This is a genomic window from Xanthomonas sp. Leaf148 (assembly GCF_001423585.1).
GTDB lineage: Bacteria > Pseudomonadota > Gammaproteobacteria > Xanthomonadales > Xanthomonadaceae > Xanthomonas.
The window spans coordinates 1,644,540-1,663,352 of sequence record NZ_LMOP01000008.1; the positions used below are offsets into that span (position 1 = coordinate 1,644,540).

At 64.3% G+C, this 18,813-nt stretch carries 14 protein-coding genes and 1 other RNA gene; 5 read left to right on the top strand and 10 right to left on the bottom strand.

The genetic code is table 11. The features are described from left to right. Positions 1-104: 104 nt before the first annotated feature. Positions 105-1,016 carry an AraC family transcriptional regulator gene (locus ASF90_RS11470; RefSeq protein WP_055849835.1) on the bottom strand — a complete coding sequence of 304 codons (912 nt, stop codon included), beginning with the start codon at positions 1,014-1,016 and terminating at the stop codon, positions 105-107. 210 nt (positions 1,017-1,226) lie between these two features. On the opposite strand from ASF90_RS11470, the gene ASF90_RS22150 reads away from it, so the two are divergent. Next, on the top strand, positions 1,227-1,430 hold the full coding sequence (locus tag ASF90_RS22150; RefSeq protein WP_082473495.1) for a hypothetical protein: 204 nt from the start codon (positions 1,227-1,229) through the stop codon (positions 1,428-1,430). 242 nt (positions 1,431-1,672) lie between these two features. Here ASF90_RS22150 and ASF90_RS11480 read toward each other — a convergent pair whose 3' ends face one another. Beyond that, positions 1,673-2,593, bottom strand: a complete 921-nt coding sequence (locus ASF90_RS11480; RefSeq protein WP_055849839.1) for a LysR family transcriptional regulator — start codon at positions 2,591-2,593, stop codon at positions 1,673-1,675. A 98-nt stretch (positions 2,594-2,691) separates the two neighbouring features. On the opposite strand from ASF90_RS11480, the gene ASF90_RS11485 reads away from it, so the two are divergent. Then, positions 2,692-3,900, top strand: a complete 1,209-nt coding sequence (locus tag ASF90_RS11485; protein ID WP_055849841.1) for an MFS transporter — start codon at positions 2,692-2,694, stop codon at positions 3,898-3,900. 156 nt (positions 3,901-4,056) lie between these two features. Continuing rightward, positions 4,057-5,088: an aldo/keto reductase gene (locus ASF90_RS11490; protein WP_055849843.1), complete on the top strand. Its 1,032-nt coding sequence runs from the start codon at positions 4,057-4,059 to the stop codon at positions 5,086-5,088. A 69-nt stretch (positions 5,089-5,157) separates the two neighbouring features. Here the strand turns inward: ASF90_RS11490 and ASF90_RS11495 are convergent, their stop codons facing one another. From ASF90_RS11495 to ASF90_RS11515, 5 genes are all read right to left on the bottom strand, one after another. Continuing rightward, the gene (locus ASF90_RS11495) at positions 5,158-5,742 is read right to left on the bottom strand and encodes a hypothetical protein (protein WP_055849845.1); all 585 of its coding nucleotides are present in this window, start codon (positions 5,740-5,742) and stop codon (positions 5,158-5,160) included. A 1-nt stretch (position 5,743) separates the two neighbouring features. Further along, positions 5,744-7,528, bottom strand: a complete 1,785-nt coding sequence (locus tag ASF90_RS11500) for a S8 family serine peptidase (protein ID WP_330218879.1) — start codon at positions 7,526-7,528, stop codon at positions 5,744-5,746. A gap of 135 nt (positions 7,529-7,663) precedes the next feature. After that, positions 7,664-8,275 (bottom strand): hypothetical protein, encoded by a 612-nt coding sequence (locus ASF90_RS11505; protein ID WP_055849847.1) that lies wholly within the window; start codon positions 8,273-8,275, stop codon positions 7,664-7,666. Between the two features lies 1 nt (position 8,276). Beyond that, the gene (locus ASF90_RS11510) at positions 8,277-10,070 is read right to left on the bottom strand and encodes a S8 family serine peptidase (protein WP_055849849.1); all 1,794 of its coding nucleotides are present in this window, start codon (positions 10,068-10,070) and stop codon (positions 8,277-8,279) included. Positions 10,071-10,959: 889 nt separating this feature from the next. Next, a complete protein-coding gene (locus ASF90_RS11515) occupies positions 10,960-13,338 on the bottom strand; it encodes a TonB-dependent receptor (protein WP_055850410.1) in 2,379 nt (792 codons plus the stop codon). Positions 13,339-13,627: 289 nt separating this feature from the next. On the opposite strand from ASF90_RS11515, the gene ASF90_RS22155 reads away from it, so the two are divergent. Further along, positions 13,628-13,702, top strand: a non-coding RNA gene (locus ASF90_RS22155) — sX9 sRNA. A 102-nt stretch (positions 13,703-13,804) separates the two neighbouring features. Here ASF90_RS22155 and ASF90_RS11520 read toward each other — a convergent pair. The 3 genes from ASF90_RS11520 to ASF90_RS11530 all read right to left on the bottom strand — a co-directional run bounded on the left by ASF90_RS11520 (position 13,805) and on the right by ASF90_RS11530 (position 17,966). Further along, the gene (locus tag ASF90_RS11520) at positions 13,805-15,034 is read right to left on the bottom strand and encodes an MFS transporter (protein ID WP_055849851.1); all 1,230 of its coding nucleotides are present in this window, start codon (positions 15,032-15,034) and stop codon (positions 13,805-13,807) included. Beyond that, a complete protein-coding gene (locus tag ASF90_RS11525; protein WP_055849852.1) occupies positions 15,031-15,453 on the bottom strand; it encodes a MarR family transcriptional regulator in 423 nt (140 codons plus the stop codon). The genes ASF90_RS11520 and ASF90_RS11525 overlap by 4 nt, the downstream gene beginning before the upstream one ends. Positions 15,454-15,899: 446 nt before the next feature. Further along, complete coding sequence (locus tag ASF90_RS11530; RefSeq protein ID WP_055849854.1) at positions 15,900-17,966, bottom strand: TonB-dependent receptor; 2,067 nt, start codon at positions 17,964-17,966, stop codon at positions 15,900-15,902. A gap of 159 nt (positions 17,967-18,125) precedes the next feature. Between ASF90_RS11530 and ASF90_RS11535 the strand changes: the two genes are divergently transcribed. Beyond that, positions 18,126-18,542, top strand: a complete 417-nt coding sequence (locus ASF90_RS11535; RefSeq protein ID WP_055849856.1) for a MerC domain-containing protein — start codon at positions 18,126-18,128, stop codon at positions 18,540-18,542. The last annotated feature ends 271 nt before the right edge of the window (positions 18,543-18,813 follow it).

The following is an 18,813-nucleotide window of genomic DNA, read 5'->3' on the forward strand; positions in this document are numbered from 1 at the left end:
CGGCACCTACTTATTGCATCAGCATCGCTGCTTGGGCGGCGCAGATGTCGAGCACAGCGCGATGTCCGCGTGCAAGAGGCTGCAGCGAGGTCAGGCCAGCAGTCTCACGCCGCTTCCGTCGCGTCGGGCGCGCTTGCGCGTAACCGCTGCGCATCGCGTGCGGGCGGCTCGCCCAGAATGCGCGCGTAGTCGCGGCTGAATTGCGATGCGCTTTCATAGCCGACCCGAAACCCCGCATCGGCGGCGGTGAGCGCGTCAGCCACCATCAGCCGGCGCGCCTCGTGCACGCGCAGATGCGAGCGGTACTCCAGCGGTGTCATCGAGGTCACCGTCTTGAAGTGTGCATGGAAGGTAGAGCGGCTCATCGCCGACAGATCGGCGATCTGTTCGATGCTGAAACGCTGTGCGTAGTGCTCGCGCAACCACACGATGGCCTTGGAAATCTGGTTGAGGCGGCTATCGGCAATCGCCATCTGGCGCACTACCGCATTGGCGGGGTCTGCCATCAGGCGATACAGCAGTTCGCGCGTCACCAGCGGTGCCAGCGCGGCGATCTCCTGCGGTCGGTCGAGCAGGCCTGCCAGCCGCACCGCGGTGTCGTACAGCTGCGGTGTGCTGCGGTTGAGCAATAGACCGGCGGCTGTGGTGTCGCGTTGCGGCTCGGCAAGTTCCGCATGGTGGATCGCCAGCTCGCTGAGCACGGCAGTGTCCAGGTCCAGGCAGAAGCACAGGTACGGATGCGTGGCGCTGGCCTCGATCACCGAACCGACGATGGGCAGATCGACCGACGCCACCAGATACATCTGCGGATGATAGTGATAGGCCTGCGCGCCCAGCATCGCGCGCTTGCGGCCCTGCGCCACCAGGCACAGCATCGGCGTGTAGACGGTGGGGATGGCGTCGGTGGCGACGGCGCTGCGCATCACATGCAGCCCGGCGATCGGCGTGGCGTGCATGCCGTCGGCCGGCGCGTGGCGCAGCAGGATGTCGGTCAGGTCGGCGGTGGCGGAGGGCATGCGGAACGCTCGTGCGCTAGCGCTGTGCGGCACGGCCGCGGTAGCGCGATCCTACAAGGGACGCCGTGGTGCGCCCATCAATGGCAGACTCGACAATGCCGCGGATCCTTGCGCGTGGCGGTGCGGCCGCAGCCATCAAGCCAATGCCGCTGATCGATCACTCACGCACATTCCGTATTCTTGCGACCTGTCTCCGGTGCTCCGATCGTCATGCCTGCAAAACCCCCATCCCTAGCTGCTCCCTCCACCCCTGCCGACTGGAAGGCGATCGAGCAGGCGGCAACCGCCGAGCTTGCCAGGCGCACGCAGCTGGCGCACCAGCAGATCATCGGCCTGCTGCGCACGCAAGGACATCTGCTCAGCGAGGCCCAGCGCCGCGCGTTGAGCAAACGCCTGCAGCGCAGCGGGAAATAAGGCGTTCGCACCGCCGGCACCCTGGCCGCGTTGCGTACACAGTTGGCCCAAGTCTGCAGGCGGAAAACCTAGCGTGCGGCATGCGCGCAACATTCCATCGCGGCCTGACGCCACGCCACTGCGCGGCATCGCGGGCAAGGGTAAAAGGCCGCGCAACGGCGGGACGCCGGATCAGACCTCGGCGATCATCGCCGCGCTGGAGGACGACGCACACGATCTTTAGCGGGCCGTCATGCCGGCGCTCATGCGCCCGAATCCGATTCCCATGGCGGTGTTTGGCCGAAGTGTTCGAGCAGAAACTCCACAAACGCACGCACCCGCGGCGGCTGCAGCTGGCGTGCGGGCATCACGGCGCTGATCTGCGAGGTGGGAGGCGGGTAATCGGTCATCACTTCGACCAAACGGCCGGCGTGCAGGTCGTCGGCGATATGCCAGTACGAATACATCCCGATGCCTTGCCCGGCGAGCACCGCATCGCGCACCAGTTCGCCGAAGTTGCTTTCGAAGCGGCTCTGCATGCGCACCCGTACCTCGCCGCCTTCCGGTGTCTGCAGGGTCCACAGGTCCTGGCGGCCAGTACGGCCCATCAGCAGCACGCCTGGATGCTGCATCAATTCTTCTGGAGTGCGCGGTGTGCCGTGCCGCTGCAGATACGCAGGCGAGGCGGCCAACGTGCGGCGGTTGTCGGCGATGCGCCTGGCCACCAGGCCGGAGTCGTCCAGCGCGCCGATGCGAATGGCCAGGTCGAAGCCCTGCTGGACCAGGCCCACCAGGTCGTCGCTCAGATGCGCGCTGATGCGCAGGCGCGGGTGGCGGGCCTGGAAGGCGGGTAGCAGCGGGGAAATGTACTGAAGCCCGAACGAGGCCGACAGCGTGACCCGCAAGGTCCCGCCGACATCGTTGGCGCTCTCGCGCAAGTCGTCGGCCAGCGCTTCCAGGTCGTCCACCAGCACCCGGCCGCGCGCCGCCAGTTGCTGCCCTTCCGGTGTGGGATGCAGACGGCGGGTGGTCCGGTGCAGCAGGCGCACGCCGAGGTCGCGTTCCAGCCGCTTCAGGCGCTGGCTGGCGACCGCCACCGACAGGTCCAGGGTGTGGGCGGCGGCGGTGATCGAACCCAGGTCCAGCACGCGCAGGAACAGCGCGATATCACCGAGACGGTCCATACATTGTCAACGTAGCCTTGAAAGTGAATCAGCATAACAAGGCTTCTTGAAGAGGATCGCGCGGCGCAGGCTGTGCGCAGTTCTCCAGGGTTTCTGTCATGTCTTCTGCTGCTGCGTCCCGTCTACCGCCAGCCCTGCTGGCGTTGACCATCGGTGCCTTTGGTATCGGAACAACCGAATTCGTCATCATGGGCCTGTTGCAGCAGGTCGCCACCGACCTGGACGTTTCGCTCACCGCGGCCGGCCTGTTGATCAGCGGCTATGCGCTGGGCGTGAGCATCGGCGCGCCGGTGCTCACGTTGCTCAGCGCTCGCTGGCCGCGCAAGGCCGTGCTGGTGAGCCTGATGGTCGTCTTCACCCTGGGCAATCTCGCCTGTGCCCTGGCGCCCGACTACGCCAGCCTGATGGTCGCGCGGGTGCTGACCTCGCTGGCGCATGGCACGTTCTTCGGCGTCGGCGCGGTGGTGGCCACCTCCCTGGTGCCGCCCGAGCGGCGTGCCTCGGCCATCTCGTTGATGTTTGCCGGCCTCACCGTGGCCACCCTGCTGGGCGTGCCGGCCGGTGCATGGCTCGGCCTGCAACTGGGCTGGCGGGCCACCTTCTGGGCGGTGACGGTGATCGGGGTGCTGGCCACGGCTGCGGTGGCGCTGTGGGTGCCGGCCGCCGCAGGTGCGGCCGCGCCGGTGTCATGGCGACAGGAAGTGGCGGTGTTGCGGCGCGGGCAGGTGTTGCTGGCGCTGGCGATGACGGTGCTGGGCTATGCCGGCGTGTTGGCGGTGTTCACCTACATCCAGCCGCTGCTGGTGCAGGTGACCGGGTTCGCGCAGGCGGCGGTGTCGCCGGTCTTGCTGGTCTTCGGTGTCGGCATGATCGTGGGCAATCTGCTGGGCGGGCGCCTGGCCGACCGGCGCGCCACTGCCGCGTTGCTGGGCACATTGGCCACGCTGGTGGCGGTGCTCGCTACGATGGGTCTGGCCCTGCACAACAAGACCGCGATGGTGGTGGTTGTCGGGCTGCTGGGCGTGGCCGCCTTCGCCACCGTGGCGCCGCTGCAATTGCGTGTGCTCGAACATGCACGCGGTGCCGGCCAGAACCTGGCCTCCAGTCTCAATATCGCCGCATTCAACCTTGGCAACGCGCTGGGTGCCTGGCTGGGCGGTGTGGCGATCGCCACGCACGCCGGCCTGGTCGCTACTCCGTGGGTCGCCGCGCTGTTGAGCGCCGTTGGCCTGGGCATCGCGTTGTGGAGCGTGCATCTGCAACGCCGTCGCGCCGCTGCGCCGGACACATGCGCGCAGGTGGGTTGATTCGATTCTTCAGGCGTAGCGCGCAGACCGCGCTATCGGCAGGCGTGCGGTCATTGCGCGGGTGATCGGTGAGCAGAGCGTCGTGCCTGGCACCGCGTGGTGTCGGATCGACCGGCATTGCGCGCGGGTTTTCTTTCGGTTCCAAGGAGCATTGCAATGGACACACGTTTTCTCGGCCGTTCCGGCTTCAAGGTGCCGGTGCTCGGTCTGGGCACCGGTACCTTCGGCGGCAAGGGGCCGCTGTTCTCTGCGTGGGGCGATACCGATGTGGCGCAGGCGCGGCGCATGATCGATCTGTGCCTTGAGGCGGGCCTGAACCTGTTCGACACCGCCGATGTGTATTCCGACGGCGCCTCTGAGGAGATTCTTGGCCAGGCGCTGCAGGGCCGCCGCGATCAGGTGATTGTCTCGACCAAGACCGGTTTGCGCCTGGGCGATGGGCCTAACGATGCCGGTGCATCGCGCTTCCGTTTGCTGCGTGCGGTGGATGCGTCGCTGCGCCGTTTGCGCACCGACTATATCGACCTGCTGCAACTGCATGCATTCGATGCGATGACGCCGGTGGAAGAAACCCTGTCCACGCTCGATGAGTTGGTGCGCGCAGGCAAGGTGCGTTATCTGGGCGCTTCCAATTACGCCGGTTGGCAGCTGATGAAATCGTTGGCCATGGCCGATGCACAGGGCTGGAGCCGCTTTGTTGCCAATCAGACCTATTACTCGCTGGCCGGGCGCGACTACGAGTGGGAGTTGATGCCGCTCGGTATCGACCAGGTCATCGGCGCGGTGGTCTGGAGCCCGCTTGGCTGGGGCCGGCTGACCGGCAAGCTGCGTCGCGGTCAACCGCTGCCTGACAACAGCCGCCTGCATGCCACCGCCACCGCCGGCCCGGCGATCGACGATGCACGCCTGTTCGATATCGTCGATGTGCTCGACGGCATTGCCGCAGACACCGGCCGCAGCGTGCCGCAGATCGCCATCAACTGGCTGCTGCAACGGCCCACCGTGAGCACGGTGCTGATCGGTGCGCGCGACGAAGCACAGCTGCGGCAGAACCTGGGGGCGGTGGGTTGGCAACTCACGCCCGAGCAGCGCACGCTCCTGGATGCAGTGAGTGCGGTGGAGCCGCCTTATCCGTATTACCCGTACTGGCGTGGCCACTTTGCCGAACGCAACCCGCTGCCGGTGTAACGCGGGCTGCGCCATCGCGCCACGCTGCCGCCCGCTGGCGACAGCGTGGCGTGCATCACCGTGGCCGCATCACAACGGCCGTGCCGCGCGCGGAATCACCTCAGGCTTGATCGCGCCCACGCCCTTGCTGCCCTGCAATTGTGCGCAGTTGTCCAATGCAGCTGCTACCGAGTCGTAGCCGATCATCGCGCTGCCATCGATGGCCGAGGCATAGATCACCTTGCCGCCCGTGCGCGTTGCCAAGGCCCGCGCGATGGCAGGCGTGGTGTCGAACAACTTGATCGAGGCGCCCAACAATGCCAGCTGGCCACTCCGCGTTTCCAGCGCTGCTGCGATGGTTGCCGGTTGTTGTGCACCTGCGGTGCGTGCGTGACCCGTGCTGTCGAGATAGATCGCGTAGCGATCGAAGCGTGCAATTGGCGTATCCGCGCTGGTTTGCGCGTTCTGCAGCGGCTGCGTGCTTGCAGTGGCGCGCGCAGCGTCGGCAACCCGCACCACCGCGCCAGGAATCAAGCGGAAACTGGCATGGCCCACCACAATGGTTTGCCCGGTCGCCGCAGCGCGCAGGCTTGCGCGCTCGTTTACTTGTGCCGACGCGGGAACGCAAACGCTGGCTGCAACAATACCGAGTAAGGCAATCAGAGCTGTCTTCATGTCAGTGGCCCACCACGCGCATTTCGAATTCCTTCAATTGTTGCTTGCCGTTGTCGGCGAGCATGTCGGCCACCTCCAGGGTCCAGCGCCCGGCAGAGGGCTCGTCCAGGAAGGCATTGCTTGAGGTCAGGAACACCACCACGCCTTCATCGCTCTTGTCGAGCGTGGAAAATGGCGTCATCACGGTGCTGCGGGTGCCGCTGGGCGACACCAGCACCACGCGCAGGTTGCGCGGATCCTTATGCGTGCCCAGGAAGTACAGCTGCACGCCTTCCACCTTGAAGGATTGGCTGATGTCGATCGCCAGTTTTGCGGGTGAGCGAGCACCGCCGATGGTGCTGCTTTTGCCGTCGTAGACCTTCCACTCGGTGTCTTTCATCGCCGGCAGCGAGGTGAAATGCACGGCGCGTTCCACTGCCGCGGCCGCATCCACCAGGCCGAATCCATACCAGTTGCTGAAACGGTGGCCGGCCGCATTGGTGATCCAGCCAGGCTCGATCACACTGCCGTTGTAGAGCACCTTGGGTTGTTGTGGATCGACCTGCACTGCGGTGGTCGCCAGGAGGTACTTGACGTCGCGCAGCGTCAATTGCGGGTTGGCGCTCAGCATCAAGGCGGCAACGCCTGCGACGGTGGGTGCGGAGGCCGAGGTGCCGTTCATGCGTGCGGTGTAATTGCACGATGCATCGATCTTGGACTTGCTGGTATCCAAGGCATTCTGCATCGCGCGTGTGCGGTCGCGATTGTTGCCGGCGCTGCAACCGCTCAAATCGGTAGTGACGATCGCAGGCGAGAAGAATGGCTGCGGACCCTGGGCATTGACGATGCCATAGAGCTCCTTAAAGGTCTCCGGATGCGGGTCGAAGCGACGCTGAAAGCCATACTCGCCAGAGAGTCCGGACACCCACAATGCAGACCCGGGAGAGGAGTAACTGGCACGCACGCCGTTGGCATTGACTGCACCGACCACGATCATGGTCGTCAGGCTGTTGATGTTGTCGACGTTGGCACTGCTGCAGGCAACGCCAAGCTGCCGGGTCTGGTCGCTGCAGCGATCGATCAGCTTGCCCTGCGCATCCGTATCGATCAGCGTATTGAACGAGTTGCCCGACGATTTGACGTAGATGCCGCCCTTGCCGCCGCGCTGGGCCTGCATCAGCTTCTCCAGGGAGCGTTGTTCGTCGAGGTCGCTGTATTGATAGACGGCGGCCGAGACCCCGAAGCTGTTGTTGTAGACATCCATGACCTGCGCTTCGGGCCCGTCGCCCCAGGAGTAGCGGTTGTTGACGTACTGGGTACTGCCATCAGTGGTGTCACCGGCGTTGAAGCCGGCCAGCTTGGCTTCCGGGGCAATGCCGCGCCCGCCGATGCCGTTCCAACCCCGCGCAGCGATGATGCCTGCCACTGCGGTGCCATGATCGCCATCGATGTCATCCGCACGCGGCGTAGGGTCGTTGGAACCGTTCAAGAAATTGTGCGAACCGTTGGGCAGGATGTTGTCGACCAGGTCCGGGTGCGCAATCTCCAGGCCGTTATCGATCACCGCCACGTTGACGCCCGCACCGCGGATGCCCTGCGCATGCAGGATCTCCACGTCCAGGTCCACGCCGGGCAGCGGGCGTCCATCGCCGAACACCGGCTGGCCTTGATTGAGTAGATGCCATTGGTAGCGGAACAGCGGGTCGTCGCCTTGCATTTTCGGCCTGGCCGCTGCCTGTGCGGCGTTCTGCGCGACGACCTCATCTGCAGTGGCAGCACCGCTGCACAGGCACAGTGCCAGCAGCAGCGCAGACGGCAGCGCACAGCGCCGCGAAGAAAGAATCATCATGACGTCTCATCAGTAAAGGGGAACTGCGGAGATGGCGCCGGTGACAGCACGCCTGTGAGAAGGGGCGCAGGTGTCTGCCTGCGCCCTGGAAACTCACATCGGTTGCATGATCGCCTGCGTCACTACCAGCGATGCCTGCGCAATACCGCGACTGGCCTGCAGCTGGGTCGCTGCGCGTTGTGCCTGCTCGATCGAGGCATAGGCGATCACCGCATCACCATTCACCTGGGAGGCGTAGACGATGTTGCCGCCGGTCCCTCTGGCCGCCGTGGTCGCTGTGGCAGGTGTGGTGCCGGTCAGCTTCACCTGCGGCCTGACCAGCACCACCCGGTCGGTCCGCTCGTTCACTGCGGCGGCGAGCGTGTGCGTGGACGCGCCGGGTTGATTGCGCGCCGCGCCGGCAGGCGGATCAAGCACCACCAGGAAGCTGCCGATGCGTGCGATCACCTTGCTGCCCGGCGGCGGCGCGGCAGATCCCGCAGGCGCAACGCTGCCAGGCCCCACTCTCCGCTTGGCACCGACAGCGGATGTCTTCTGCTCGATGACCGTGGCAGTCAACATGCGGAACGTGTCCGTTCCGGAGCGGAAGCGTGTACCGGTAGCCGCCGCCAGCAGGGCCTGTGGATCGGTCGATTGCGCTGCATGCGCAACGCCGCTTGCAACGCTGCAGCCCATCAACAAGGAAACAATAAGCGCGATCTTCATGTCAGTGCCCCACGATGCGAAGGTTGAAGGACTTGAGCGCGGCGGTCTTGGTGGGTTCGGTCATGTCGGTGACTTCCAGTGTCCAGGTGCCGAGCGAGGACTCGTCCAGAAACGCATTGCTGGAGGTGAGGTCGATGTAGAAGCCGGTCTTGGCATAGGCCGCGGGGTCCAGGACCGAGAACGGCGTGGCCACCACACTGCGGGTGCCGCCGGGCGAGATGAGCACCACGCGCAGATTGCTCGGCGTCAGATGCGCAGACTGCAACGACAACTGCACTGCTTCGATCTTCATCGCCTGAGTGATGCGGATGCGCAGCGTGCCCGGCCGTGCCGGCCCGCCGATCTGGCTGGGCGGATTGGTGGACGCGACCCATTGCGTATCGCGCATGGGTGGCAGTGGCGTGAAGTAGCTCGCCTTGTAGACGGCTGCCGCGCCATCGGCCAAGCCGAACCCGTACCAATTGCTGAAGCGGTGTCCGGCGGCATTGGTGATCCAGCCCGGGTCGATCACGCTGCCCTGGTAGACCGCACGCGGCTGCCAGGGGTCGATCTGGCGTGCAGTGGTGGCCAGGATGTATTTGACATCGCGTGCGCTCAGTCTGGGGTTGGCACTCAATATCAGCGCCGCGACGCCGGAAACGGTAGGAGCCGCTGCGGAAGTGCCGTTCATGATGGCGTTGTAGTTGCACGATCCATCGATCTTGGAGCCACTGGTGTCCAAGGCATTGATAGGTGTGAGGCCGTCGAAGTTGGAACCTGCAGAGCAACCGCTCAGGTCGGTGGTGACAATCGCCGGGTCGTAAATAGTCCGAAGGTCGATGTCTGGAGCGAACTTGCGCTGATATCCGTATTCGCCGCCAATTCCGGAGATCCAGAGCGCTGAGCCGGGCGTGGAGTACGACGAACGCACTCCCTTCGCGTTAACGCTGCCGACCACGATGGTGCCAACCAGACTGTTGATCGCCTCGATGTTGTTCAGCGTACAACCGACATTCAATGCGCGTGTCGTGTCAGGGCACAGATCGATGGTATTGCCTTCCGCATCGTCGATCAGGAAATCTTGGAAGTTGTTGCCTGACGACTTGACGTAGATGCCGCCAAGACCGCTGCGGGTCGAGCGCATCAATGTTTCCCAGGAGCGTTGCTCTGCCCGAGTAAAATCGAGGTAGAACGATGCATTCGTTCCCCAGCTGTTGTTGAATACATCGATATTGCGTCCCTCCGGTCCCTCACCCCATGCGTAAAGGACGGCTGCGTAGTTTCTGGACGAATCGCGTGCCAGGAAGTCGAATCCTGCCAGCAGCACGTCCGGCGCCACCCCGCGCCCGCCGCGGCCGTTCCAGCCGACCGCGCCGATGATGCCGGCCACGGAGGTACCGTGGCCGCTACCCGGATCGATCGGCGTGGGGTCGTGCGAGCCGTCGCCAAAGTTGTAGGACCCGTTGGGCAGAATGTTTTCGGACATGTCTTCATGCGCCAATTCCAGTCCGTCATCCACCACACCGACGCGTACGCCACGGCCGCGGATGTTCAGCGAATGCAGGATGTCCACATCCATATCGACGCCGGGCACCGGGCGGCTGTCGGCGATCACGGCCTGTCCCTGATTGGAAATGTGCCATTGGTAGCGCAGCAGTGGATCGTTGCCCTTGGAGCTGGCAGTGGTGGTGGCAGTGGAGTTGGCGGTGATGGTGGCCGCGGTCACTGGCGTATCGGCCAGTGCGGGGAGTGACGCGCCTGTGATCAGTAAGGCACCGATCAACAGCGCGAGAGGGCGCCTGCGATAAGAGTTCATTCCGTTTTAGTCCAGTCAAGGGTAGGCACGATCGACGCGACACAGTTCCCCTCCGGCCGATCAGACAATCGGCCAGTGCAACGGCTTCAACAGATTCGGGCGGTGCCTATCGAGCCCGAATCAGAAGCATCAGGGGACGTCTAGGTGAATCCACGCGGCAGCGGCCGCGGCGAGCAAAACCGATCAGGCAGCGCCGAACAGATGCGCTTGGCAGTGCCAGCACGCAGTCAGGGTCAGGTGGGATCGGATGAGACGTGCAGGAGAACAACGCGAAGAAGCAGTAACAGGGTCCATGTCCATGTATCCCGAAAGAGCCAGTGAAACGCATCGATCCGAAACGCTGGATGGATGCGACCGGGTCATCAGTCGGCTCCCCTGTGCGCGTCCGCGCAGCCGACGCTGGCAATGCGAATGCAGTGGCAGCGATTCGATTAAAGAGGGCCCATTCCGCGCTCGCAAGCTGAGCGCCAGAAGACAGTCGCGTGACTGGTTGCGCAATTTATGCCAGGCATGCGTATTCACGCGCGCAAAGCGAAGTTTTCGGCCGCGGAATTGGCCGCAATAGTGTGAAATGTATTGCGTGCCAATAGGCACAACGCATCACGATGCGTGGGTCCGCTTCGCATCCGGGTCGGCGCACTGCGCAGATTGCGACGTTCATGCGCATCTGTCGCAGTGATGCGATGCCATACGATTCAGGACTGAGATGCTTTATGAGGGCGCGCGGCCAACGGCGCCTGGGCCGACATCCATGTCACCCGCATCGTTCAATGCAGCGTAGGGACGTGCCGGCCCGGTGACAGCATGGGCTGTCGCAATAGAAAAGGCGTCGATCCCGCGCGTGCCCCGGGATCGACGCCTTGATGCTGCGATGTCTTGAACCTGTCAGCTACCAGCGATACGCCACCGACATCTGGTACTGCCGCCCGGCAATCGGCCGGCCCATGAACACACCGCCGGTCGCCGCACCCGGCACGCGCACGTTGCCTTCGGTGAGCCCCAGCGTATCGGTGACGTTGCTGCCGCTGGCGGTCACTTCCCAATGCTCGCCCACATGCAGATTGGCGCCGATATCGACCATGTCGTAGGAGGGCAGGCGTTGGCTGTTGGCCAGATCGGCAAAGCGATCGCCGATGTAGGAGTACGTGGCAAATACCTTGAGATCGCCGAACGGCAGCATCCAGTAATAACTCGGTGTGAGCCGGAACTGCCGCTTGGGTTGGCGCATCACCTGGTTGCCGGTGAACTCGCGATAGTTGCGGTATTTCGCATCCAGCCATACCCCGGTACCGGCCAGCTCGAAGCCACCGAACGGGCGGATCGCGCCTTCCACCTCCAGGCCGCGCGCGCGCGAATCGCCAACGGCGGTGAAGTTATCGCCATTGGCCAGGAATGCCTGGAACGGCGAATTCTTGAACGTGTTGTAGAACGCGGTGAGATACAGATCGTAGGCGCTGGCACCGGACTTGAGGCCAAGCTCGTACTGGTCCACTTCCTGGACGCGGTTCTGACCATCGCGCAGGTTGTCGAAGCCGGGAAACTTCACACCCGAGTTGACGCGCGCGAACAGGCTATTGCTGTCATTGAGTTTGAAGTTCAAGCCGGCCGTCCACGAGAACGCCTCGTCGTCCTGATCGATGCGACGTGTGGTCGCCAAGGCCAGCGAGGTGGCGTTGTCGTACAAGGTGGCGGGGTTGCCATCCAGGTCCACCGTGCTGGTGTCGTGCACATTGCCGGTTACGCTCTGGCGCTCGTAGCGTGCGCCCAGGTCCAGGCGCAGCCGATCGTTGAGTTCCCACTCGTCAGCCACGAAGGCGGCGATGTTTTCACCGTCGTAGTTGGCGCGCAGATTCAAGAACGCGGTGCTGGTGAAGCCCTGGCGCGTGGCCTGGCGTCCATCGTCCAATGCCACGTCGATGCGACGCGCGTTGTTCTGTGCGGTGAGCAACATGGTGTTGCCCAGGTACCAGGTATCGGCCGAGGAATATTTGGCGTAGTACGCGCCCACGGTCAAGGTATTGCCGGCAAACAGCTCGCGGCTCAAGCGCAGATCGTTGGTAAAGGAATTCAGGCGCTTGTCCACCGACCACCAGCCGGCTTCGAGCACTTGTTGATTCGGGTCGACGGCGCCGCCGCCATTGGTATAGGTCGCGCTACCGCTGCTGCCATAGCCAGCAATGAAATCGCTCAACCGCAGAGGTGCATCGCCGGTGAACAATGCATAGGTCGGCGCGCTGCCGCTCATCACGTTGAAGCGGTCGGCAATGGTCCAGTCGCCGATTTCCCAGTTCAGTTCGCCGCCGAATACATCGATGTTGACACCGCGCCCATCGGCCAGGTCGCGTTGCACGGTCTCACCGTTCGGCCCGACCAGCAGATCCACGTTGCGGAAATCGCGACCGAGCAAGGTGCCGGTCTGCGCATTCAAGCCAGGGAAGCTGGACAAGTCGTTGCCGTTATTGCGCGACAGCAGCGGAATGGCGGTGTAGAAGGCGTTGTTGTCGTCGGTATGACGCGCATAGAACGACAGCTCGCCGCTGTCCCAACGCTTGCTCAAGGTGGCGCTGAACTGGCCGCCCTTGTCGGCAGAAAACTGCGGGTCGCGCACGCCATCGGTTTCGCGAAAGAAGCCGCCCACGCTGTAGTACCAGCCATTGCCCATCGGCCCGCTGTTGAACACATCGATGCGGCGCAAATCATTGTTGCCGCCGGTCAGCCGCACGCTGCCCTCCGGCTCGTCCTGGCCTTTTTTCTGGATGAAGTTGACCGTCAGCCCGGGTTGCCCGTTGGAAAAGATCGGGCTGGAGCCGCCACGCAGCACTTCCATGCGCTCGACGGTGTCGTCGACGCGGAACAGCGTGGAGTTCTCCAGAAACGACAGGGTCGGCGGCGGAAACAGCGGTGAGCCATCCAACTGCATGGTCACAAACGGCGCGTCGCCTTCGGAAGGCATACCACGCACGAAGATGTTGGCACCGGTGCCGCCGCCGCTGGGCTCGGCCCACACGCCCGGTACGATCTTCAACAGGTCGGCAGTGCTCTGCGGCACCGCTTGCTGGATCTGTTCGGGGCTGGCGGTGGTGATCGAAAAGCTGGCATCGCGCTTGGCCAATCCCTTGAAGCGCGCGGTACCGCTGACGATCACCGCATCCAGCGTGGTGGCGTCCTGCTTGGTTGTCTCTTGCGGTGCGGTCTGCGCGTGCGCCATCGGCGCAAGCAAGGTGGCGATGGTCAGCGATAACGCGTAGCGGGGCATGGATGAAGTCATGATGATTTCCTTCTGTCGCAGCAACCGGTAGATCCCGTCGCAGTGGACGGCTTGCTGCCTGAAAAAGTGACTTGCCGCACAGGAATGCATCGATGGTGCAACAAGCCTGCACAGCGCGTGTTGCTGTTCTAACGGAGTCGCGCATAAAAGCTGTTGTGCGCCGCGTCAACGCATGCAGCGATCGACGTGTGCGTGATGCGCGAGCGTACGCATGGATCGAGCGGCGCTAGGGCAGCTCGGGAAACGGGTGTGCAGCTGCCAGGCGGACGCAGCTGATGCTCGCTGCGGCGTGTGCCACGCATACATCCCGATTCCTCCGCGTCGCCGCACCAAACTGACGACGGCTCGCTACGTTTTGTTAGCGGCTCTTGGCGCGCATGTTGACTCGAACGCATGCAGTGGCAACCACGCGCGATCGCTGCTGCGCGCAGCGTGCCGAAGATGATTGCGTTGTTCTACGCGCGTCTTATGTCGCGGCAACAGTGCGCAGCGGCGCCGCTTCGCGAATCGGCAGGTTGATCAGCGCGGCCGCAACCGCAAGCACCATGTCGCCGTACCACATCCAGCTGTAGTCGCCGCTGTGTTCCAGCACCACTCCGCCCAGCCAGGCGCCGAAGAAACCGCCGAGCTGGTGCGAGAGCAAGGTCAGGCCGAACAACGTGCCCATGTAGCGCGGACCGAACAGCTTGCCGATCAATCCCGCAGTCGGTGGCACCGTTGCCAGCCAGGTGAAGCCTAGCGCCGCAGCGAACAGATAGAACGTCAGCGGTGTGGGCGGTGCGAGCAGGTACACGCCGATCAGCACCGCGCGGCTGGCATACATCGCGCATAGCAACCACTTCATGCGCACGCGTTCGCCCAGCTTGCCGGCGACCAGACTGCCGGCCACATTGAACAGGCCGATCAGCGCGATCGACACTGCCGAGACGCTGGCCGGCAACCCGCACAGCGCCACCTCGCCGGGCAGATGCGTGACCAGGAAGGCGATATGCACCCCGCAGGTGAAAAAGCCCAGATGCAGGCACCAATAACTGCGGTCGCGTACCGCCAGACTTAGTTGCGCGCGCAGACCGATGTCATCGGCCGCGCGCACAGATGCGCTGCCCGCTGCGGATGGCACGCGGCGCAACGGCCAGGCCAGCGGCAAGGTCAGCAGCGACACCAACGCCAGGCCGAGCATCGCCTTGGCCCAGCCGGCCGCGCCGATCATCACCTGCACCAACGGGGCGAAGACGAACTGGCCCAGCGAACCGCCGGCATTGATCAATCCGGCCGCAAACGAACGCCGTTCCGGTGCGATGCGACTCGCGGTGGCGCCGATCAACACTGAAAAACTGCCAGCGCCGGCACCGGCTGCCGCCAACACGCCCAGCGACACGATCAAGCCCCATTCGCTGGCCAGCCACGGCGTCAGCGCCAATCCCAACGACAGCAACACGCCGCCGAACAGCAGCACCGGCAGCGGCCCGCGCTGATCGGCGATTGCACCGAACACCGGTTGCACCGCGCCCCAGACCAATTGCCCGATCGCCAGCGCGAAGCTGATCGAGGCGATACCGATGCCGGTCTGCCGATGGATCGGCTCGACGAACAGCCCGGTGGTCTGGCGCGCGCCCATGGTCAGCATCAGCATCGCCGAGGCGGTGAGCAGCAGGCCCCATTGCGCACCGGCGCGCGCTGTCGCCGATGCGCTCATGTGGCGGTATCCAGCACGGCGTCCAGGCGGTCCAGCGTGGCATGCAGCTGCGCGGTGGGCGCTGCACCGAACAGCGTCTCGATGCGTTGCTGTGCGGCGAGCCAGTGCGGTTGTGCGCGCCGCAGCAACCCACGGCCGCTGCGGCTCAGGATCAGCCACGTTTGCCGGGCATCTTCGCCGCGCTGAGTGGTGATCCATCCAGCGGCAAGCAAAGGCTTGAGATTGCGGGTGAGGGTGGTGCGGTCCATGCCCAAGGCCTGTGCCAGCGTGCCCAGCGACTGCGCTGTATCGAGCCGGCGCAGGATCGAATACGCGTTGAGGCTCAGCCCCACCGGTGCCAGCGCATGGTCGTACAGCTGCGACATCCGACGCGCCGCCCGGCGCAAATGAAAGCAGGTGCAGTTGGAAGTGCTGGACATGAACGCGCTCCGCAGGATGTGCGCATATTGCGTGTATATGCACTTATCTACAAGTGGCCAGCCGTGCTGCAGCTTCCCAAGCAACCGCGCTTTTCCACAATGTTGTAGTCCCCCAACCAGCCACGTAGGAGCGCACCCGGGCGCGACCACGCATGACCGTGACCGGTTCGCGCGGTAGAGCGCGCACTGCCATATCAAGCTCCGAGGACAAGATCCACCGGTGTTGCGAAACAGCCAGCGCTGTTACACAGGGACTACCGCTGTGCAATGAAGGCTGCACAACGCGTCGGCGTTGTCCCGGTGCCGGCCCGTCCGTGCGATTCGGGTTGCGACAAGCACTACATCCCAAGCGCGGCAATCCGATCGGCAACCGATCGACAACCCCACACAAAAAAGGCCGCCCGAAGGCGGCCTCGCTTCTACTCAGCGGGGGAGAGAGACCGCTGTCAGAAGAACATCCGCACGCCGAACGAGGCGCTGCGGCCAGGCAACATCACATCGTCCTTGAGGAAGGATGTGTGCACGCGTGCGTCCTGATTGGTCAGGTTGTTGCCGTCCAGAAACACTTCCCACGCATTGCTGCCGCGGTCCACGTGATACGCCAGATGCGCATCCACGAAGGTGTAGCCATCGGTCGGGGTTTCGTTCACCGCCACCTTGTCCTGCTTCATGGTGCGGGTGGCGCCAATCGAGGCGCGCCATGCATCGGCATTCCAGCGCATCTGCGCACCGAAACGGCCCGGCGCGATGCGCGGCAGATTGTCGCCGTCCTTCAGGCGTGCACGCACGGTATCGCCGAACACGCGCAGGTCCCATGCGCCGGTGTCGTTGTTGGCCAGGTGGAACGTCGCTTCGCCTTCGAAGCCGTGGAAGATCGCATCGGCCTGCGTCCACTGGCGGATCGGCAGGAAGTCGTTGTCTTCTGCGTTGAACCACTGATTGCCGGTGTCGACGATGTAGACGAAGTCGTTGTAGCGGTTGTAGTACGCCGCCACCTTGGCATCCACCCATTCGTTCTGGAAGTTGAGCCCCAGCTCGGCCTGGTTGGCCTTTTCGGTCTTCAGATTCGCATCGCCGATCTCGAAAGCGAGCGTGGCGATATGCGGGCCGTTGGCGAACAGTTCTTCTTCGGCCGGTGCGCGCTCAGCGTGATCCAGGTTGGCGGTCAGGCGCCACTGCTCGTTGAAGCGGAAACCGCCGCTGGCCGAGAAGCTGGTCGGGGTGAAATCGCGGTCCACGCCGATGTCGGTCTGATACTTGACCTTGTCCACGCGCGCACCGACTTCAGCGGTGACACGCTCCCAGCTGTTGCGCGCCACGGCGAATGCGCCGAGCGAACGGGTATCGGTCTTGGGGACGAAGGATTCTTCGCCCACTGCCTGGAAGGTGGTATCGCTGCCTTGCAGGCCGAACGCGGTCTGCCAGCCGCCACCAAAGGTGAACGAGGCTTCCACGCGGCCTTCGTTGGCGCGCTTGGTGAACACGGTGCCGACTTCGGTGCCTTCGAACTCGGTGTGTGCGTAGTCGGTATGGCCGAAGCTGTAACGCAGCGCGCTGCCTTCGCCCCACGGATCGGTCAACCCGCCCTTGAGGTCGTAGCGGTCCTGCTGCAGCTTCAACGACACGCCACGCTCGCCGAGGGACGGGTCGCCCGGCTCACCGGGGTTGCCATAGTTGTCGCGGAAGCGCGAGGCCGACAGGCCGACAAAGCCCCAATCGCCGGAGAGCGAGGCGCCGATCGAGCCCACCTTGGAGTCGATCCAGCTATTGCGCTGGCGGCCTTGCGGGGTGTCGTAATCGTTCTGGTTGCGGTACACGCCATCGGCGTGGATCGACAGGCCGCTGCCGTTGCCGGCATCGACACGGAACATGTCGGTGTTGCCGTCCTTGTCGCCGCCATCGAAGCGCACTTCGGCGCGGCCGCTGAAGCCGTCCACCGGCGTTTCGGCAATGCGGCCATCGACCACGTTGACCACGCCGCCGATCGCGCCGGAGCCGTATAGCAGCGTGGACGGGCCCTTCAACACTTCGATCTGGTTGGCCAGAAACGGCTCGATGGCCGGCGAATGGTCCTGGCTGACGGTGGACACGTCCTGGGTGGACAGGCCATCGCGCAGCACCGCCACGCGCGGGCCGTCCAGGCCGCGGATGATCGGCCGGCCGACGCCGGGACCGAAGTTGGAGCTCTGCACGCCCGGCAGGCTGGACACGGTCTCGCCCAGGCTCGAACTGCGCACCTCATCCAGACGCTCGCCTGCCAGCACCTCGACCGGGCGGCTCAGCTCGCCGGCCGCATCGCGCAGCGGGCTGGCGGTGACCACCACCTTGTCCAGGTCCTTGATGTGCCGGCCGCTGGAATGGGTGGCGTCATGCCGGGTGTCCGATGTCGGCGGCGTCTGCGGGTCGGCAACGTCCGGTGCGTCTTCGGCCATGGCCAGGGCAGGAGTCAACAGACTGGTCAGTGCCAGTGATAGAGCGGAGCGGCGCAGCGAGGGGATGAGCGTGGGGGCCATGTGGATCGGACTCTCTAATTGTTACTATATATCAATAGGATGGCGCAGTTTGCCTGCTGCGCCGACGGCAAGCCCCGCTCTGCGCGATGCAGTGGTGCGGGCCTGGAACAAGGAAGATGTTATATTATTCCACGTCGCCGCGAGCACCTGCTGGAAGTCATGCCTCTGCCCACACTTCGCCATCTGCTAGACCGCTTCGGTGCGACCGGGTCGCTGCTGTGCGCCGTGCACTGCGCGGTACTGCCGCTGGTGCTGGCCCTGGCGCCGTCGCTCGGGTTGTCGTTCTGGCTGGGCGATGGCGTCGAACTGGCGATCGTGGTGTTCGTGACCTTGCTGGGTCTTTTCAGCCTGGTCCTGGGGTATCGCCGCCACAAGGCGCTGCATGCGCTGGCGCTGCTGCTGCCTGGCCTGGCGCTGCTTTGGGTGGGTCTGTTGTACGACCCGCTGCACCATTCGGTGGTGCCACACGCAGTGGTGATGACGCTGGGCGGCGCTTTGGTCGGCATTGCCCATCTGGTCAATCTGCGGCTGAATCACGGTCATGCGCATGTCCATGACGCGAGCTGTGCGCACTGATATGCGCTGACGCGCGACTGCGCGATGGTTGCAGTCGATGGTGCGGGCGATCGTTTTGACGCTGTTGCCAGGCCGCTGCCGTGAGGTGACAGCCAGGCGCCTGCCGATGGTGTATCCGCTTCACGACCGGCTGGCTCACAGGCCTGCAGGCCGTCCGGGCTGCGCGGCCCCGGGCCGACGTGATAGGCTTATCGGCCTTGCGCGAGGGCACCGCCGGTGCAAACCTCGCCAAACCCGTGCCAGCACGGGAATTTGTATTCACATTCAGGAG